General features: G+C 67.2%; 17 protein-coding genes. 12 read left to right on the forward strand and 5 right to left on the reverse strand.

Annotated features, from left to right (window positions below; translation table 11 throughout):
- The first annotated feature begins 1 nt into the window (after position 1).
- The gene (locus N7590_RS10575) at positions 2-259 is read left to right on the forward strand and encodes a YjhX family toxin (RefSeq protein WP_040007459.1); all 258 of its coding nucleotides are present in this window, start codon (positions 2-4) and stop codon (positions 257-259) included.
- 73 nt (positions 260-332) lie between these two features.
- Complete coding sequence (locus N7590_RS10580; protein WP_053510293.1) at positions 333-839, forward strand: N-acetyltransferase; 507 nt, start codon at positions 333-335, stop codon at positions 837-839.
- 22 nt (positions 840-861) lie between these two features.
- Here the strand turns inward: N7590_RS10580 and N7590_RS10585 are convergent, their stop codons facing one another.
- The 3 genes from N7590_RS10585 to N7590_RS10595 form a co-directional block, all read right to left on the reverse strand.
- Complete coding sequence (locus N7590_RS10585) at positions 862-1,068, reverse strand: hypothetical protein (protein WP_006452125.1); 207 nt, start codon at positions 1,066-1,068, stop codon at positions 862-864.
- Positions 1,069-1,126: 58 nt separating this feature from the next.
- A complete protein-coding gene (locus tag N7590_RS10590) occupies positions 1,127-1,564 on the reverse strand; it encodes an acetyltransferase (RefSeq protein WP_164241863.1) in 438 nt (145 codons plus the stop codon).
- A gap of 67 nt (positions 1,565-1,631) precedes the next feature.
- Complete coding sequence (locus N7590_RS10595; RefSeq protein ID WP_164241862.1) at positions 1,632-2,399, reverse strand: NAD(P)H-dependent oxidoreductase; 768 nt, start codon at positions 2,397-2,399, stop codon at positions 1,632-1,634.
- A 78-nt stretch (positions 2,400-2,477) separates the two neighbouring features.
- On the opposite strand from N7590_RS10595, the gene N7590_RS10600 reads away from it, so the two are divergent.
- The 5 genes from N7590_RS10600 to N7590_RS10620 all read left to right on the forward strand — a co-directional run bounded on the left by N7590_RS10600 (position 2,478) and on the right by N7590_RS10620 (position 6,392).
- The gene (locus N7590_RS10600; RefSeq protein ID WP_053510287.1) at positions 2,478-2,837 is read left to right on the forward strand and encodes a helix-turn-helix domain-containing protein; all 360 of its coding nucleotides are present in this window, start codon (positions 2,478-2,480) and stop codon (positions 2,835-2,837) included.
- A gap of 75 nt (positions 2,838-2,912) precedes the next feature.
- Positions 2,913-3,437 (forward strand): tRNA adenosine(34) deaminase TadA, encoded by a 525-nt coding sequence (gene tadA / locus N7590_RS10605; protein WP_053450147.1) that lies wholly within the window; start codon positions 2,913-2,915, stop codon positions 3,435-3,437.
- Positions 3,438-3,512: 75 nt separating this feature from the next.
- Complete coding sequence (gene orn / locus N7590_RS10610; RefSeq protein ID WP_008268480.1) at positions 3,513-4,085, forward strand: oligoribonuclease; 573 nt, start codon at positions 3,513-3,515, stop codon at positions 4,083-4,085.
- A 159-nt stretch (positions 4,086-4,244) separates the two neighbouring features.
- Positions 4,245-5,117: an EcsC family protein gene (locus N7590_RS10615; RefSeq protein ID WP_164241860.1), complete on the forward strand. Its 873-nt coding sequence runs from the start codon at positions 4,245-4,247 to the stop codon at positions 5,115-5,117.
- A gap of 159 nt (positions 5,118-5,276) precedes the next feature.
- Positions 5,277-6,392, forward strand: coding sequence for an alkene reductase (locus N7590_RS10620; RefSeq protein ID WP_164241859.1), 1,116 nt, complete (start codon positions 5,277-5,279; stop codon positions 6,390-6,392).
- 105 nt (positions 6,393-6,497) lie between these two features.
- Here the strand turns inward: N7590_RS10620 and N7590_RS10625 are convergent, their stop codons facing one another.
- A complete protein-coding gene (locus N7590_RS10625) occupies positions 6,498-7,391 on the reverse strand; it encodes a mechanosensitive ion channel domain-containing protein (protein ID WP_053511276.1) in 894 nt (297 codons plus the stop codon).
- Positions 7,392-7,541: 150 nt separating this feature from the next.
- On the reverse strand, positions 7,542-9,920 hold the full coding sequence (ppsA, locus tag N7590_RS10630; protein WP_008267432.1) for a phosphoenolpyruvate synthase: 2,379 nt from the start codon (positions 9,918-9,920) through the stop codon (positions 7,542-7,544).
- Between the two features lie 145 nt (positions 9,921-10,065).
- On the opposite strand from ppsA, the gene N7590_RS10635 reads away from it, so the two are divergent.
- The 5 genes from N7590_RS10635 to N7590_RS10655 all read left to right on the forward strand — a co-directional run.
- Positions 10,066-10,887 (forward strand): pyruvate, water dikinase regulatory protein, encoded by an 822-nt coding sequence (locus N7590_RS10635; protein ID WP_006452040.1) that lies wholly within the window; start codon positions 10,066-10,068, stop codon positions 10,885-10,887.
- A gap of 148 nt (positions 10,888-11,035) precedes the next feature.
- Positions 11,036-11,545, forward strand: coding sequence for a DUF1249 domain-containing protein (locus tag N7590_RS10640; RefSeq protein ID WP_053450142.1), 510 nt, complete (start codon positions 11,036-11,038; stop codon positions 11,543-11,545).
- A 42-nt stretch (positions 11,546-11,587) separates the two neighbouring features.
- Positions 11,588-12,076 (forward strand): 8-oxo-dGTP diphosphatase, encoded by a 489-nt coding sequence (locus tag N7590_RS10645; protein WP_053450141.1) that lies wholly within the window; start codon positions 11,588-11,590, stop codon positions 12,074-12,076.
- Between the two features lie 162 nt (positions 12,077-12,238).
- Positions 12,239-12,868 (forward strand): DUF2239 family protein, encoded by a 630-nt coding sequence (locus N7590_RS10650; RefSeq protein ID WP_164241858.1) that lies wholly within the window; start codon positions 12,239-12,241, stop codon positions 12,866-12,868.
- Positions 12,869-12,986: 118 nt separating this feature from the next.
- Positions 12,987-14,330: MATE family efflux transporter (locus N7590_RS10655; protein WP_279935473.1), on the forward strand; the 1,344-nt coding region annotated here is incomplete at its 3' end.

The following is a 14,330-nucleotide window of genomic DNA, read 5'->3' on the forward strand; positions in this document are numbered from 1 at the left end:
CATGAATATCTCCCGAGCGGAGCAGAGGACGTTGCACGTTCTCGCCCAGGGCGGCTGCATTGCCTTCAGCCGCGACGGCTCCGGCCGTGTCCGCAGCGTTGAATGCTTCAATCGTGAAGGCCTGTTGCTGAGCGATTGCACGCTGGCCGTCTTCAAGAAGCTGAAGAACAAGCGCCTGATCAGTTCGCATGACGGTCGTCCCTACCGCATCAACCGCGCCGGACTGGTTGCGGTGCGCCCGCAGCTGGACAATCGCTGATGCACGCCATGGCAATCCTTTTCCCTCACCGCGTACCCGCTGTCCGGGTGCGCCGCATCGATCGAGGTGCCCCTTGAACTACACCCTCCGCAATGAAGCCGCGGCCGACATCGCCGCCATCCATGCGCTGACAGCCGCAGCCTTCGCTACCGCCGAGCACAGCAGCCACACCGAACACTTCATCGTCGATGCACTGCGCGCGCGCGGCGAGCTGGCGGTTTCGCTGGTGGCAGAGGTCGATGGCGAGCGGGTTGGCCATGTCGCGATTTCGCCGGTGGCGGTCAGCGATGGCAGCAGCGGCTGGTTCGGCCTCGGTCCGATCTCGGTATTGCCTGGATGGCAAGGGCAGGGCATCGGTGCGGCGTTGATGCATGCCGCGCTTGAAGCCCTGCGCCAGCAGGGAGCACGGGGCTGCGTGTTGCTGGGCGAACCGGGCTATTACGGGCGCTTCGGTTTCCGCGCCGAACCAGGCCTGATACTGCCGGGCGTGCCTGCGGAGTATTTCCAGGCCCTCTGCCTGCGCCCACCGATGGCGCAGGGCGAGGTGCAGTACTCACCGGCATTCGAGGCCACCTCCTGAGCCGGGCCTGGCGCGCTCCTGCTCAGGGCGCGCGCCAGGCGGTCGGTTCGGGTTGCGGCCTGGGAATGCGGTAGCCGCCGATATGCTCGAGCAGTTCGTTGGTGCGGCGCTGCTCGACCAGCACCTCGCGCAACAGGTTGCGCACGGCGAAGATGGCGAACGGCACCAGGATCCAGACCAGGCTGATGCCCAGCGCGAACAGGGTCAACAGGGCTTTTGCACCATCCATGCGCGGCATTCCTCGATTCGAAGCGGCCACGCTAGCACGCGGCGGCTGCCGGACGATGTCAGCCGCTGTGTCGCAGATGGATCAGCGGATACGGGCGCCCCTGCGAATCCACAGGTGAGCGTCCGGTTTCGACAAAGCCCATGCGCCGGTAGAAACCCACGGCCTGCGCGTTCTGCGCGTTGACGTCGGTGCTCAGCTGCGGCTGCAGGGCCAGTGCATGCTGCAGCAGCTGCCGGCCGATGCCGGTGCCACGCACGTCCGGGTCGATGAACAGTGCTTCCAAGTGGCTGCCGTCGATCAGCATGAAGCCCAGCGGGCGGTCCTGTGCATCAGCGGCGACGGTCATCGGCGCCTGCGGCAGGAAACCGGCCACTTCTGCATCGATGGCCTGGCGGTCTTCGGCGCTGAGGAAGTCGTGGGTGGCGTCGACGGCGCGACGCCACAGGTCGACGAGGGCGGCGCCGTCGTCGGCGCGCGAGGGGCGCAGGGTGGTCATGGGTCACCAAGGTGCTTTGGAAGAATGTGCAGTATGCAGATTCCGGGCGATGGCTGCAGGCGTGGATTCATTCCCCGTTGCGATGGCGGATGAAGGGGCTCAACGCGGTTGCGTCCGCACGAAGCACGACGCCCTCCTCGAAGTCCTCGCTGTTGTTGAACGGCACGCTCGGCCATTGTTGCCAGTGCGCCAGCCGTTCACGGTAGTTGCCGGTGGCGGCCTCCAGCGCGGCATCGTGTGCCTGCACACGTTCGGGCGGAAGCCCGGAACGCACACCATGCACCACGTGCGGCTCCATCACCTCGAAGCCGACGTAGCGCAGGCTGTACATCAACGGCCACAGCAGCAGACGGGTGTCGCCCTCGCGGCCGTCCACCGCGCATGCCCGCGCCGATGAGCCGGTGGTGACGCTCAGCAACGCTCGCTTGCCGCGCATCATGCCGTGCTCGTGGCGCTGCCGGCTGTTGTAGATCGGTCCGTAGACCAGCACGCGATCCAGCCAGCCCTTCAGCATGGCCGGCGCCGCGAACCACCACAGCGGAAACTGCAGGATCAGCAGGTCGGTGGCCTGCAGCAGGCGCAGGTGGCGCTGCACCTCAGCCGGCAGCTGTCCCTGTTCGGCGCTGTGCCGCTGCTCGCGCTGCGCATCGAAGTGGCCGGGCTGCAGGCGCTGCGGATGGTGACGGGCCGCTTCCAGCGGGTCGAAGGCATCCGCGTACAGGTCGATCATGTCCACCTGCAGGCCTTCATGTTGCAGCTGCTCGGTTGCCTGGGCAGCCAGATGGGCATTGAACGAGCGCGGTTCGGGATGGGCCAGCAGGATCAGGGCATGCATGCGGAAAGGGCGTGATGGAGTGTGCGACCATCCTCGCGAGGCCGGCGCACCCCGGCAATTACGCACCTTGAGGTAACCATGCCCTTTCCCGGCGATGTCTATGCGGCGGACTGCTCGGCGCGCGATGCGTTGGCGCTGATCTCCGGCAAGTGGGTGATGCTGCTGTTGCCTGCCTTGGCACAGGGCCCGATGCGCAATGGCGCGCTGCTGCGGAAGATCGAAGGCCTCTCGCAGAAAGTACTGACCCAGACCCTGCGGCAACTGGAGCGCAACGGCCTGGTCGAGCGCTGCGACCGGGGCAGCAAGCCGCTGCACGTGGAGTACCGGCTGACCGAGGTCGCGCGCAGCCTGGTCGACACGCTGGCTGCGCTGGACCGTTGGGCCGAGCACAACTTCCCCGCACTGGATGCGGCCCGCGATCGCTTCGACGCGCGTTAGCGACGCCTGCACGAGCCGGGGCGTACACTAGCGCCCCGGCGGCCATCCTGGCCCAGCAACGACGCGAGAACCGCCATGACCGACACCCTGGGTGTACCGGTGCACGACGCCGATGAGCACTGGATGCGCCATGCACTGGCGCTGGCCGAACGCGCGCAGCGCGAGTTCGACGAGATTCCGGTCGGGGCGGTGCTGGTCGGCGCCGATGGCCAGCTGCTGGGCGAGGGCTGGAATCTCAACATCGCCTCGCACGATCCCAGCGCGCACGCCGAGATCGTGGCCATGCGGGCAGGGGGCAGGCTGCTGGCCAATCACCGGCTGCTTGGCAGCACCCTGTACGTGACCCTGGAGCCGTGTGCGATGTGCGCGATGGCGATCGTGCATGCGCGCGTCTCGCGCCTGGTCTACGGGGCCAGCGACCCCAAGACCGGGGCGTGTGGCAGCGTGTTCGATCTGCTCGGCGACGCCCGCCACAATCACCGCGTCGAGATCCACGGCGGTGTGCTGGCCAAGGAAGCCAGCACGCGCCTGACCAATTATTTCCGTGCCAAGCGGGGCAAGCCGCCGCTGCTGCTGGAAGGCCACGCCGACGAGGGCTGAACGGCGAACGGGTATGATGGGCGCCTCTTTCCCTATCCGGTAGGCCGCGCGCCTGCCCAGCAACGAGGCGACACAATGGCGGACAACGGCGCGGCCAACGAACGACTGATCTGGATCGACCTGGAAATGACCGGGCTGGATACCGATAACGATTCGATCATCGAGATTGCCACCGTGGTCACCGATGCCCAGCTCAATGTGCTGGCCGAAGGGCCGGAGTTCGCCATTCATCACCCGGTGGAAACTCTGGAGGCGATGGATGAGTGGAACCGCAACCAGCACCGCCGTTCGGGCCTGTGGCAGCGTGTGGTGGACAGCACCACCACGCTTGGCCAGGCCGAGGCGCAGACGGTGAACTTCCTGGCGCAGTGGATTCCGGCCGGCCTGTCGCCGATGTGCGGCAACTCCATCTGCCAGGACCGCCGCTTCCTGCACCGCCAGATGCCGCGCCTGGAGAAGTACTTCCATTACCGCAACCTGGACGTGTCCACGGTGAAGGAACTGGCCAAGCGCTGGGCGCCGACCGTGGCCGCCGGGGTCGGCAAGAACAGCAACCATACCGCGCTGAGCGATGTGCACGACTCGATCGCCGAGCTGCGCCACTACCGCCAGTTCATGGGCGCGCTGTCGGGCCTGCCGACTGCTTGAACGACGCCACCGGGCATGGCCCGGCGCTACCGGGTGACACGCGAACTGGTAGTGCCGGCCGCTGGCCGGCAATTCAGCGGCCTTCGTGACGTGTATCAGGTTGCCGGCCAGCGGCCGGCACTACCCTCCGTTCAACTCCCTGGCGCTAAGATCGGCGCCATGAACGAGCCCATCCTGCTCCCCCGCGACATCGCCCACGATGCCCGCGACTGGTCCGACCTGCAGCGGGCGGTAACCCTGCTGGAAGCGCCGACCCTGACCGCGCGCATGGCCAACCTGGTCGGCACGCCGCTGGAATTCGCGGTGAAGGCGCTGCCCAAGGCGGTCTCCGGCCGTATCCATGGCGCGGTGCAGGCGGCGCTGTCCAAGTCGGCGCAGGCGGCGCTGTGGAGCATGGACAACAGCCCCGGCAAGGGCGCCTCCACGCGCTGGCACAAGCTGGCAGCGGCGACCTCGGGTGCGGTTGGCGGGGCCTTTGGCTTCGCTGCACTGTTCATCGAGCTGCCGGTGTCGACCACCATCATGATGCGCGCGGTGGCCGACGTGGCCCGCAGCGAGGGCTTTGACCTGTCCGAGTTCAGTACCCGCCAGGCCTGCCTGGAGGTGTTCGCGCTGGGCGGCAACTCGCCACGCGATGACGCCAGTGAGACCGGTTACTACCTGGCCCGCGGCTTCACCACCGACGTGATGCGGCACCTGTCGGCCGAACTGGCCGGGCGCGTGGTGACGGGGCGCGACCTGACCCTGGGCGTGGCACCGAAGGAAGCCGGCAAGCTGCTGGCGAAGATAGTGGAGAAGGTGGCCGCCCGTTTCGGCGTGGTGGTCACCGAAAAGTTCGCCGCACAGGCGGTGCCGATCGTGGGTGCGGCAGCCGGTGCAACGCTCAACACCATGTTCACCGATTACTACCAGGACATGGCGCGCGGCCATTTCATCGTGCGCCGGCTGGAACGCAAGTACGGCGAAGACGTGGTGCGCGCCTGCTACGACCGGGTGGCGCACGGTGGCGTGTTGATCGAGCCGACGCTGTAACCGGCTCGGGGGGCAGAGCCCTTTGCGTCGCAAAGGGATCCGACCCCAGGCCAGGCCATCCTTGCCTGCCGGGCACAACTGTTTTGCCACGATGCGCCTGTTGTGCTGCGGGCTCCATCCCCATCCTTGCCGGTACTCCCCCCGCAAGAGATTGCCGCCATGCTGTTCACCCCCCACCGCCTGGGCGCCCTGACCCTGCCCAACCGCATCGTGATGCCGCCGATGACACGCTCGCGTGCAACGGGCGGCAATGTCGCTACCGCCGAAATGGCCGCCTACTACGCGCAGCGTGCCAGCGCCGGCCTGATCGTCAGCGAAGGTACCCAGATCAGCCCGCAGGGCCAGGGTTATGCCTGGACGCCCGGCATCCACAGCGATGAGCAGGTGCAGGGCTGGCGCCAGGTGACTGATGCCGTGCATGCGGCCGGTGGTCGCATCTACGCGCAGCTGTGGCACGTCGGCCGGGTTTCGCACGTGGCCCTGCAGCCCGGGGGCGTGGCGCCGGTGTCTTCCTCAGCGTTGCTGGCCGAAGGCGTGAAGGTGTTCGTCGACCCGACCGGCGCAGGCCCCGAGGCCGGCGTGGGCGAAATGATCCAGCATTCGATGCCGCGCGCGCTGGCCGAGGATGAGATTCCGGGCATCATCGCCGACTACGCGCAGGCCACCCGCAATGCCCTCGCTGCCGGCTTTGATGGCGTCGAACTGCACGGCGCCAATGGCTACCTGATCAACCAGTTCATCGACTCGCAGGCCAACCAGCGCACCGACGGCTACGGCGGGGCATTGCAGAACCGGCTGCGCTTCCTGCGCGAGGTGGTGCAGGCGGTGGTGGCGGTGGCCGGTGGTGAGCGCGTCGGCGTGCGCCTGGCGCCGCTGACCACCCTGCAGGGCGCGGTGGACGATACGCCGCAGGCGACTTACCTGGCGGCCGCGCACCTGCTGGGCGAACTTGGCGTGGGCTACCTGCATATCGCCGAGGCCGACTGGGATGATGCGCCGCTGATGCCAGTCGCGTTCAAGCAGGCGCTGCGCATGGTCTACCCGGGCACGCTGATCTATGCCGGCAAGTACACCACCGAGCGCGCCGAGCAGGCGCTGTCCGAGGGCTGGGCCGACCTGATCGGCTTCGGCCGGCCGTTCATCGCCAATCCGGATCTGCCCGAGCGCCTGCGCGCGGGTGCCGAATTGAACCCACCGGACCGGGCGACGTTCTTCGGCGGTGGTGCGGTCGGCTTTACCGATTACCCGGCGCTGGAAGCGGCCGTCGAGGCCTGACGCCGATGGCCGGTCTGCGCGGTTCCTGATAGTGCCGGCGGCTGGCCGGCATTCCCGGTGCTGCCTGTGGTGATGCCGGCCAGCGGCCGGCACTACCGTTGTGCGTCAGGGCTTGTCGCGCACCAGTGCATCGGCCTCGACCACGCCGCCATCCTTGCCATGCAGGTACAGGTGCATGTCCTGCTGCGGGTACGGAATGTTGATGCCGGCCTTGTCGAAGCCCAGCTTGAGCTGTTCCAGCAGCGTGACCTTGGTGCCGAACCAGTCGGCCGACTTCACGTAGCAGCGGATGCCGAGGTTGATGGCGTGCGCGCCCAGCTCGTACACCACCACGTCCGGTACCGGCGTCTGCAGCACGCGCGGATCGGCCTTCATCAGTGCCAGCGCGGTGTCGCGCGCCAGCTGGATGTTGTCCTCGTAACCGATGCCGACCACCAGTTCGACGCGGCGCGTCGGCTCGGCGGTGAGGTTGATGATCGGCGCGGCGGTGATCAGCGTGTTGGGAATGGTGGTGTGCTGGTTGTCCGCGCCGGTGATGACGGTCTGGAAGATGCGCACTTCGCGCACGGTGCCGGTCTGCCCGGCCACGGTCACCACATCGCCGACCCGGAACGGGCGTAGCGTCACCAGCATCACGCCCGATGCGATGTTGGACAGCGAGTCCTTCAGTGCCAGACCCACGGCCAGGCCAGCGGTGCCGAGTACGGCCAGCAGCGGGGTGATCTGCACGCCCAGCGTGCCGATCGCCAGCACCACCACGATCACCAGCGATGCGGCGTACACCACGTTGCGCAGGAAGCTGCCCAGCATCGGGTCAACGCCCATGCGCGCGGTGGCGCGCGGCATCGCATTGGACAGGCGTCGCGCCACCCACATGCCGACCAGCAGCACGACAATGGCGGCCAGTAACGGCACACCGTAGGTTTCCAGCAGGCGCTCCCAGTCGAGCGAATGGAACCAGGGCGTTGCGGCGGGGGCGGGCGCTGCGGCGGCGATCATGCGGAAGTCCTTTGCTGCGGGGGAAGTCTGCGCGGGGCAGGGCGTGCGTGGACGCCAGAAACACGAAGCCCCGCAGAGGCGGGGCTTGCGTGCAGCAGCAGTATGGGCCGACGCCGATGAACACGACGTCAGCCTGCGGCCTTCAGGGCATCAGCCGTTGGCCTTCAGCTTGGCCAGGCGCAGCCAGGTATCAACGACGGTGTCCGGGTTCAGCGACACCGACTCGATGCCTTCTTGCATCAGCCATTCGGCCAGATCCGGATGGTCGGACGGGCCCTGGCCGCAGATGCCGACGTACTTGCCCTTGGCACGTGCCGACTTGATCGCCATCGACAGCAGCTTCTTCACTGCCGGGTTACGTTCGTCGAACAGGTGCGCGACGATCGACGAATCGCGGTCCAGGCCCAGGCTGAGCTGGGTCAGGTCGTTGGAGCCGATCGAGAAGCCGTCAAAGATCTCCAGGAACTCATCGGCGAGCAGTGCGTTGGACGGCACTTCGCACATCATGATGATCTTCAGGCCGTTCTCGCCCTGCTTCAGGCCGTTCTGTTCCAGCACCTCGATGACCTTGCGGCCTTCTTCCAGGGTGCGCACGAACGGAATCATGACCCACAGGTTGTCCAGGCCCATTTCGTTGCGCACGCGCAGCACGGCCTTGCACTCCAGCGCGAAGGCGGCCGAGAAGCTCGGGTCGACGTAACGGCTGGCGCCGCGGAAGCCGATCATCGGGTTCTCTTCGTGCGGCTCGTAGTTGCTGCCGCCGATCAGGTTGGCGTACTCGTTGGACTTGAAGTCCGACAGGCGCACGATCACGGCGTTCGGTGCGACCGAAGCGGTGAGGGTGGCGATGCCTTCGGCCAGGCGGTCCACGTAGAAGCTGACCGGATCACCGTAACCGGCGATCTTCTCGTCGATCTTCTTCTTGGTCGCCGCGTCCTGGCGGTCGTACTCCAGCAGCGCGTTCGGGTGGATGCCGATGTGGCTGGCGATGATCATTTCCAGGCGGGCCAGGCCGATGCCGGCGTTCGGCAGCTGGCCGAAGTCGAAGGCACGTTCCGGGTTGGCCACGTTCATCATGATCTTCAGCGGTGCCGGTGGCATGTTGCCCAGATCGGTGGTGGTGCGTTCGAAGCCGAGCTTGCCTTCGTAGATGAAGCCGGTATCACCTTCAGCGCAGCTGACGGTGACCAGCTGGCCATCTTCGATGACCTTGGTCGCGTTGCCCGAACCGACCACGGCCGGCACGCCCAGTTCGCGCGCGATGATCGCGGCGTGGCAGGTGCGGCCACCGCGGTTGGTGACGATGGCCGAGGCGCGCTTCATCACCGGCTCCCAGTCGGGGTCGGTCATGTCGGCGATCAGCACGTCGCCCGGCTGCACGCGGTTCATGTCGTCCAGCGTCTTGACCACGCGGGCCACGCCCGAACCGATCTTGGCGCCGACGGCGCGGCCCTCGGCCAGCACGTTGCCGCCCTTCTCGGTCAGCGCGAAGCGCTCGATCTGGGTCGCGTGGCTGCGCGACTTCACCGTTTCCGGGCGCGCCTGCACGATGAACAGCTTGCCGCTGACACCGTCCTTGGCCCACTCGATGTCCATCGGGCGGCCGTAGTGCTTTTCGATGACCAGGGCCTGCTTGGACAGTTCCTGCACGTCCTCGTCGCTGATCGAGAAGGTGTTGCGCAGTTCGGCCGGGGTGTCCTCGATCCTGACGCGCTCGCCGGGGACATCCGAATACACCATGCGGATCGCCTTGCTGCCGAGCGAGCGGCGCAGGATCGCCGGCTTGCCGGCCTGCAGGGTGGGCTTGTAGACGTAGTACTCGTCCGGGTTGACCGCACCCTGCACGACCATCTCGCCCAGGCCGAACGAAGAGGTGACGAACACCACATCGCGGAAGCCGGACTCGGTGTCCAGGGTGAACAGCACGCCGGAGGAACCGACGCCCGAACGCACCATCAGCTGCACGCCGGCCGACAGGAACACGTCTTCATGCTTGAAGCCGTGGTGCACGCGGTAGGCGATGGCACGGTCGTTGTACAGCGAGGCGAACACTTCCTTGACCTTGTGCACGACATCGTCGGCACCGGTGACGTTGAGGAAGGTTTCCTGCTGGCCGGCGAAGGACGCATCCGGCAGATCCTCGGCGGTGGCCGACGAGCGCACGGCCACGGCCACGTCGCCGCCGCCGTTGTCGGCGCTCAGCTGGGCGTAGGCCGTGCGGATGTCCTGGTCCAGCTGCGGCTGCAGCGGGGCATCGATCACCCAGGTGCGGATTTCCTTGCCCGCGGCGGTCAGCGCGTTGACGTCCTCGACGTCCAGCGTGGCCAGCTTGTCGAAGATGCGCTTGGACAGGTCGTTGTGCGCGATGAAGTCCTTGAAGGCTTCAGCGGTGGTGGCATAACCGCCCGGCACCGACACGCCCAGACCGGCAAGGTTGCCGATCATCTCGCCCAGCGACGAATTCTTGCCGCCTACGCGGGCCAGGTCGGCCAGACGCAGTTCGTGCAACCACAGGATGTTCTCGTTCAAGCGCGATGCTCCGTTTGGCCATCGCCCGAGGCGGGCTGGAATGGCCGCGTCCGTAGGAAGAAGCCGATATGATGCCGGGCAGACCACCGTCGGCACAAGCTTGTGCTGACGGCCTTTTTAGGCTTCGTAGGGGGTAAAAGCGCGCATGTCGACCATCCGTCCGGTGTTCTACGTTTCCGATGGAACCGGTATCACCGCTGAAACCATTGGGCATAGCCTGCTGACCCAGTTCTCCGGGTTCAGCTTCATTACCGACCGCATGTCGTTTGTCGACGACCCCGAAAAGGCGCGTGAAGCCTGTGCCCGGATCCAGGCGGCAGGGGAGCGGTACCAGGTCCGGCCGATCGTGGTGAACTCCTGCGTGGACCAGAGCCTGAGCCTGATCCTGGCCGACAGCGGGGCGCTGATGCTGGATGTGTTCGCACCGTTCATCGAGCCGCTGGAACGCGAGCTGGCCAGCCCGCGCCTGGCGCGGGTCGGCCAGGCCCACGGCATGGTCGATTTCGACACCTACCACCGCCGCATCAACGCGATGAACTTCGCCCTGACCCATGACGATGGCATCGCGGTGAACTACGACGATGCCGACGTGATCCTGGTGGCGGTGTCGCGCGCCGGCAAGACGCCCACCTGCATCTACCTGGCCCTGCATTACGGCGTGCGCGCGGCCAACTACCCGCTGACCGACGAAGACCTGGAAAGCGACCGCCTGCCGCCGCGCCTGCGCAACTACCGGCGCAAGCTGTTCGGGCTGACCATCGACCCGGACCGCCTGCAGCAGATCCGCCAGGAACGGCGCCCGAATTCGCGCTACGCCAACCTGGATACCTGCAAGCGCGAGGTGGCCGCGGCCGAAGTGATGTTCCAGATGGAGCGCATTCCGACCCTGAGCACCACCCACACCTCGATCGAGGAGATTTCCAGCAAGGTGCTGGCTACGCTGGGGCTGCAGCGCGAGCTGTATTGATCCTGGTCTGGTAGAGCCGGCCGCTGGCCGGCTTGCTGATGAACCCTCGGCCGCGACGGAGGGCTGCCGGCCAGCGGCCGGCACTACCCAGGGGTTGGCTTGCACGTGTGCGCCCCCACGTTGAAGCACCAACGTGTAGGATCGACCCATGGCCCACGCCTCGCCCCGCACCGAACGTATCCCCCGCCTGAGCCGGCTGAGCTGGCTCATGGGCCTATACGCGGAAAACTACCGCCACCTGGTGCGCCTGTTCGCGCCGGCCGAGCTGGTTGCGGGCAGCTACATCTCTTCGGTGGGTGATGGCCTGGACGTGCGCCTGGACGTGATCGAATGCCACCGCTACACGGTGGAACTGCGCCTGACCTACGACCTGGCCGACCCGGTCACCGGCGAGCCCGATCCGTCGGCCTATGTGCGCCTGTACCGCGACGCGCGCCAGGCCGAGACCACCCACTGCTACGTCGGCCGCCGCTGGCAGGACACGATGGGCCTGTATCCGCCGCCGGCAGAGCTGATCAGCCACCGCATGCGGATGAACACCTTCCTCGGCAAGTGGCTGGAATACCTGGCCGAGCGCGGCCACGGCGTCGCCACCCTGCGTCGCGATTCCGACGGCATCCGCACGCCGACCGAGCGCCGCCTGTCGCTGGTGCGCTGATCGGCCATAATCCGGGGCTGACCTGCCGCTGGATGCTGCCCCATGCCGTACACCCCGATCGTCGCCACCCTGGGCTACGTGCTTTCGCCTGATCGTCGCCAGGTGCTGATGATCCACCGCAATACCCGCCCGGGAGACCACCACCTGGGCAAGTACAACGGGCTGGGCGGCAAGATCGAAGCGGACGAGGACGTGGCCGCGAGCATGCGCCGCGAGATCCAGGAGGAGGCCGGCATCGACTGCACCGGCATGCGCCTGCGCGGCACCATCAGCTGGCCCGGCTTCGGCAAGCACGGCGAGGATTGGCTCGGCTTCGTGTTCGTCATCGATGGCTTCGAAGGTACTCCGCACGGTGGCAACCATGAAGGCACGCTGGAATGGGTGGAGCTGGACAAGCTGGACACGCTGCCGATGTGGGAGGGCGACCGCAATTTCCTGCCGCTGGTGTTCGATGCCGACCCGCGCCCGTTCCATGGCGTGATGCCGTACAAGGACGGCCGCATGGTGAGCTGGTCCTTCAGCCGGCTGTAACCCGGCGAATCGGGTGGGTGCCGACCTTTCGGGTGGGTGCCAACCCTTCTGGTGGATGCCAACCTTGGTTGGCACGCTCTTCCGGCCAATTAATACCCGGACAATATTGACAGTCACAAATTACCCGGGCAATATTTGCGCATCGCCTCCGGTGCCCTTGCCATGCCTGCGTCCCGACTTCCTCCGTTCAGCTGTTTCGACGGCCATCGCCTGGTGGCGTCCGGTACCCCGGAAGTCGCCGCGTTGGCGCTGAAACAGCTGCGCGCCGACAACGCCGCCGGTCCGCTGCTGGTGTTCGACAACGCCACCGGCCGCACCCGCGATTTCGATACGCGCGGCACGGATGCGCAGCTGCTGGCGCGGGTGGCCGAGGCGTTCCCGCCGGCCGTGGAAGCGGATCCGGAAACCCCGTTCGACGATACACCTGCAATCCCACGCGGCCGCGGTCGACCCAAGCTGGGCGTGGTTGCCCGCGAAGTGACACTGCTGCCGCGCCATTGGGCGTGGCTGGCCGAACAGCCGGGCGGGGCCTCGGTGGTGCTGCGCAGGCTGGTGGAATCGGCCAGCCGTGCCGGCGCGGACAGGGATCGGCAGCGCCGGGACAGCGAGCGTGCCTATCACTTCCTGCAGACCATCGGCGGCGACCTGCCGGGCTTCGAGGACGCCATCCGCCTCCTGTTCGCGCATGACCGCGCGGGTTTTGAAACGGCATTGCATGCGTGGCCCGACGACGTGCGCACGCATGCCCTGCGCCTGGCGTTCGATGACCCTGCCGGCACTGCCGACGGCTGACACCCCGCGCTCGCTGAGCGAGCGCTTCACCTGATCGCGGGCCACGGCCCGTTCCTTTCGTGCGCGCTCTTTGCTGGCTGAAACGCCCGGCAGGGCAGCGCTTTCCCCAAAGACGCCGATGACCATTCCTGCACCTTCGATTCCGCCGGTCGCCCCACCGCTGTGGCGCACCTATCTGACCCTGCTGCTTCCGATGCTGCTGACCAATGCGCTGCAGCTGGCCGCAGGCACACTGGACAACATCTATCTGGGGCACCTGCTTGGCACCCAGGCCGTGGCCGCCGCCGCCGCATTCTTCCCGGCCTTCTTCCTGCTGCTGGCGTTGGTGATGGGCCTTGCGACCGGTGCGATGGTGCTGATCGGCCAGGCCTGGGGCGCCGGCCGGCCACACCAGGCGCGAGCGGTGGCAGGCAGCGCGGTGGCACTGGTGCTGTCGTTGTCGGTGCTGGTGATGGCGGTGGGCGGCCTCTTCGCGCCGCAGCTGCTGGCAGCACTGGGTACGCCGGCACCGATCCTGGACGAGGCCATCGCCTATGCGCGCGTGCTGTTGCTGGGGGCGCCGGCCTTCTTCCTGCTGTGGCTGGCGACCGCCGTAAGCCGCGCGGTGGGCGATGCGAAGACGCCGTTGCATGCGCTGCTGCTGGCCACAACAGTGGGCCTGTTCTGCACGCCGCTGATGATCCTGGGTTGGGCCGGCCTGCCGCGGCTGGGGGCGGCCAGTGCAGCGGTCTCGGCGGTGTTCGCTTCGCTGCTGGCCCTGGTCTGGTTGCTGTGGCGCTGGCATCGTCTGGCGCACCCGCTGGCACCGGGCCATGATCTGCTGCGCGCCATCCGCTTCGATGGGGGGCTGATCCGCTCGATGCTGCGCATCGGCGTACCGTCTTCGCTGCAGATGTTCAGCCTGGCCATTGCCGAGATCGTGTTGCTGGGCTGGATCAACCGCTACGGCTACACGGCCACGGCGGCCTACGGTGCGGTCAACCAGTTGATGAGCTGGGTGCAGTTGCCAGCCATGTCGCTGGGCATCACCGCCACCATCCTTGCGGCCCACGCGATGGGCGCGGGGCGTGCGGCGCGGTTGCCGGCCATCGCCCGCACCGGCGTGCTGCTGGGGCTGGCGTTGCTGGCCGCGGTGGTGATGCTGGTGATGGCATTGGCGCCCTGGCTGAGCGGCCTGATCCTGGCGGCGCCGGAGGTGCGCGAACTGGCCGCGCTGCAGCTGCGCACGGTGGTCTGGGGCGTGCTGGCAATGGGGGTTGCCGGGGTGCTGGTTGGGGTGATGCGCGGCAGCGGCACCGTGCTGCTGCCGGCGCTGCTGGGCATGTCGGCGGTGCTGCTGCTGGAGCTGCCGTTGGCGATGTGGTTGCAGGCGCGGCATGGGCTGGCCGGGCTGTGGTGGGCGTGGCCGCTGGGGTTGCTGGCGATGCTGGTGATGCAGGTGGCTTGCTTCTTCCGCTGGCGC

The sequence above is a fragment of the Stenotrophomonas sp. GD04024 genome, assembly GCF_029837545.1.
GTDB classification, from domain to species: Bacteria; Pseudomonadota; Gammaproteobacteria; order Xanthomonadales; family Xanthomonadaceae; genus Stenotrophomonas; species Stenotrophomonas forensis.

What these genes read in the sequence shown, in the direction of transcription:
- N7590_RS10575 (WP_040007459.1), top strand. Translation starts at nt 2, where the DNA reads ATGAATATCTCCCGAGCGGAGCAGAGGACGTTGCACGTTCTCGCCCAG.
- N7590_RS10585 (WP_006452125.1), bottom strand. Translation starts at nt 1,068, where the DNA reads ATGGATGGTGCAAAAGCCCTGTTGACCCTGTTCGCGCTGGGCATCAGC.
- N7590_RS10590 (WP_164241863.1), bottom strand. Translation starts at nt 1,564, where the DNA reads ATGACCACCCTGCGCCCCTCGCGCGCCGACGACGGCGCCGCCCTCGTC.
- N7590_RS10595 (WP_164241862.1), bottom strand. Translation starts at nt 2,399, where the DNA reads ATGCATGCCCTGATCCTGCTGGCCCATCCCGAACCGCGCTCGTTCAAT.
- N7590_RS10600 (WP_053510287.1), top strand. Translation starts at nt 2,478, where the DNA reads ATGCCCTTTCCCGGCGATGTCTATGCGGCGGACTGCTCGGCGCGCGAT.
- tadA (WP_053450147.1), top strand. Translation starts at nt 2,913, where the DNA reads ATGACCGACACCCTGGGTGTACCGGTGCACGACGCCGATGAGCACTGG.
- orn (WP_008268480.1), top strand. Translation starts at nt 3,513, where the DNA reads ATGGCGGACAACGGCGCGGCCAACGAACGACTGATCTGGATCGACCTG.
- N7590_RS10615 (WP_164241860.1), top strand. Translation starts at nt 4,245, where the DNA reads ATGAACGAGCCCATCCTGCTCCCCCGCGACATCGCCCACGATGCCCGC.
- N7590_RS10620 (WP_164241859.1), top strand. Translation starts at nt 5,277, where the DNA reads ATGCTGTTCACCCCCCACCGCCTGGGCGCCCTGACCCTGCCCAACCGC.
- N7590_RS10625 (WP_053511276.1), bottom strand. Translation starts at nt 7,391, where the DNA reads ATGATCGCCGCCGCAGCGCCCGCCCCCGCCGCAACGCCCTGGTTCCAT.
- N7590_RS10635 (WP_006452040.1), top strand. Translation starts at nt 10,066, where the DNA reads ATGTCGACCATCCGTCCGGTGTTCTACGTTTCCGATGGAACCGGTATC.
- N7590_RS10640 (WP_053450142.1), top strand. Translation starts at nt 11,036, where the DNA reads ATGGCCCACGCCTCGCCCCGCACCGAACGTATCCCCCGCCTGAGCCGG.
- N7590_RS10645 (WP_053450141.1), top strand. Translation starts at nt 11,588, where the DNA reads ATGCCGTACACCCCGATCGTCGCCACCCTGGGCTACGTGCTTTCGCCT.
- N7590_RS10650 (WP_164241858.1), top strand. Translation starts at nt 12,239, where the DNA reads ATGCCTGCGTCCCGACTTCCTCCGTTCAGCTGTTTCGACGGCCATCGC.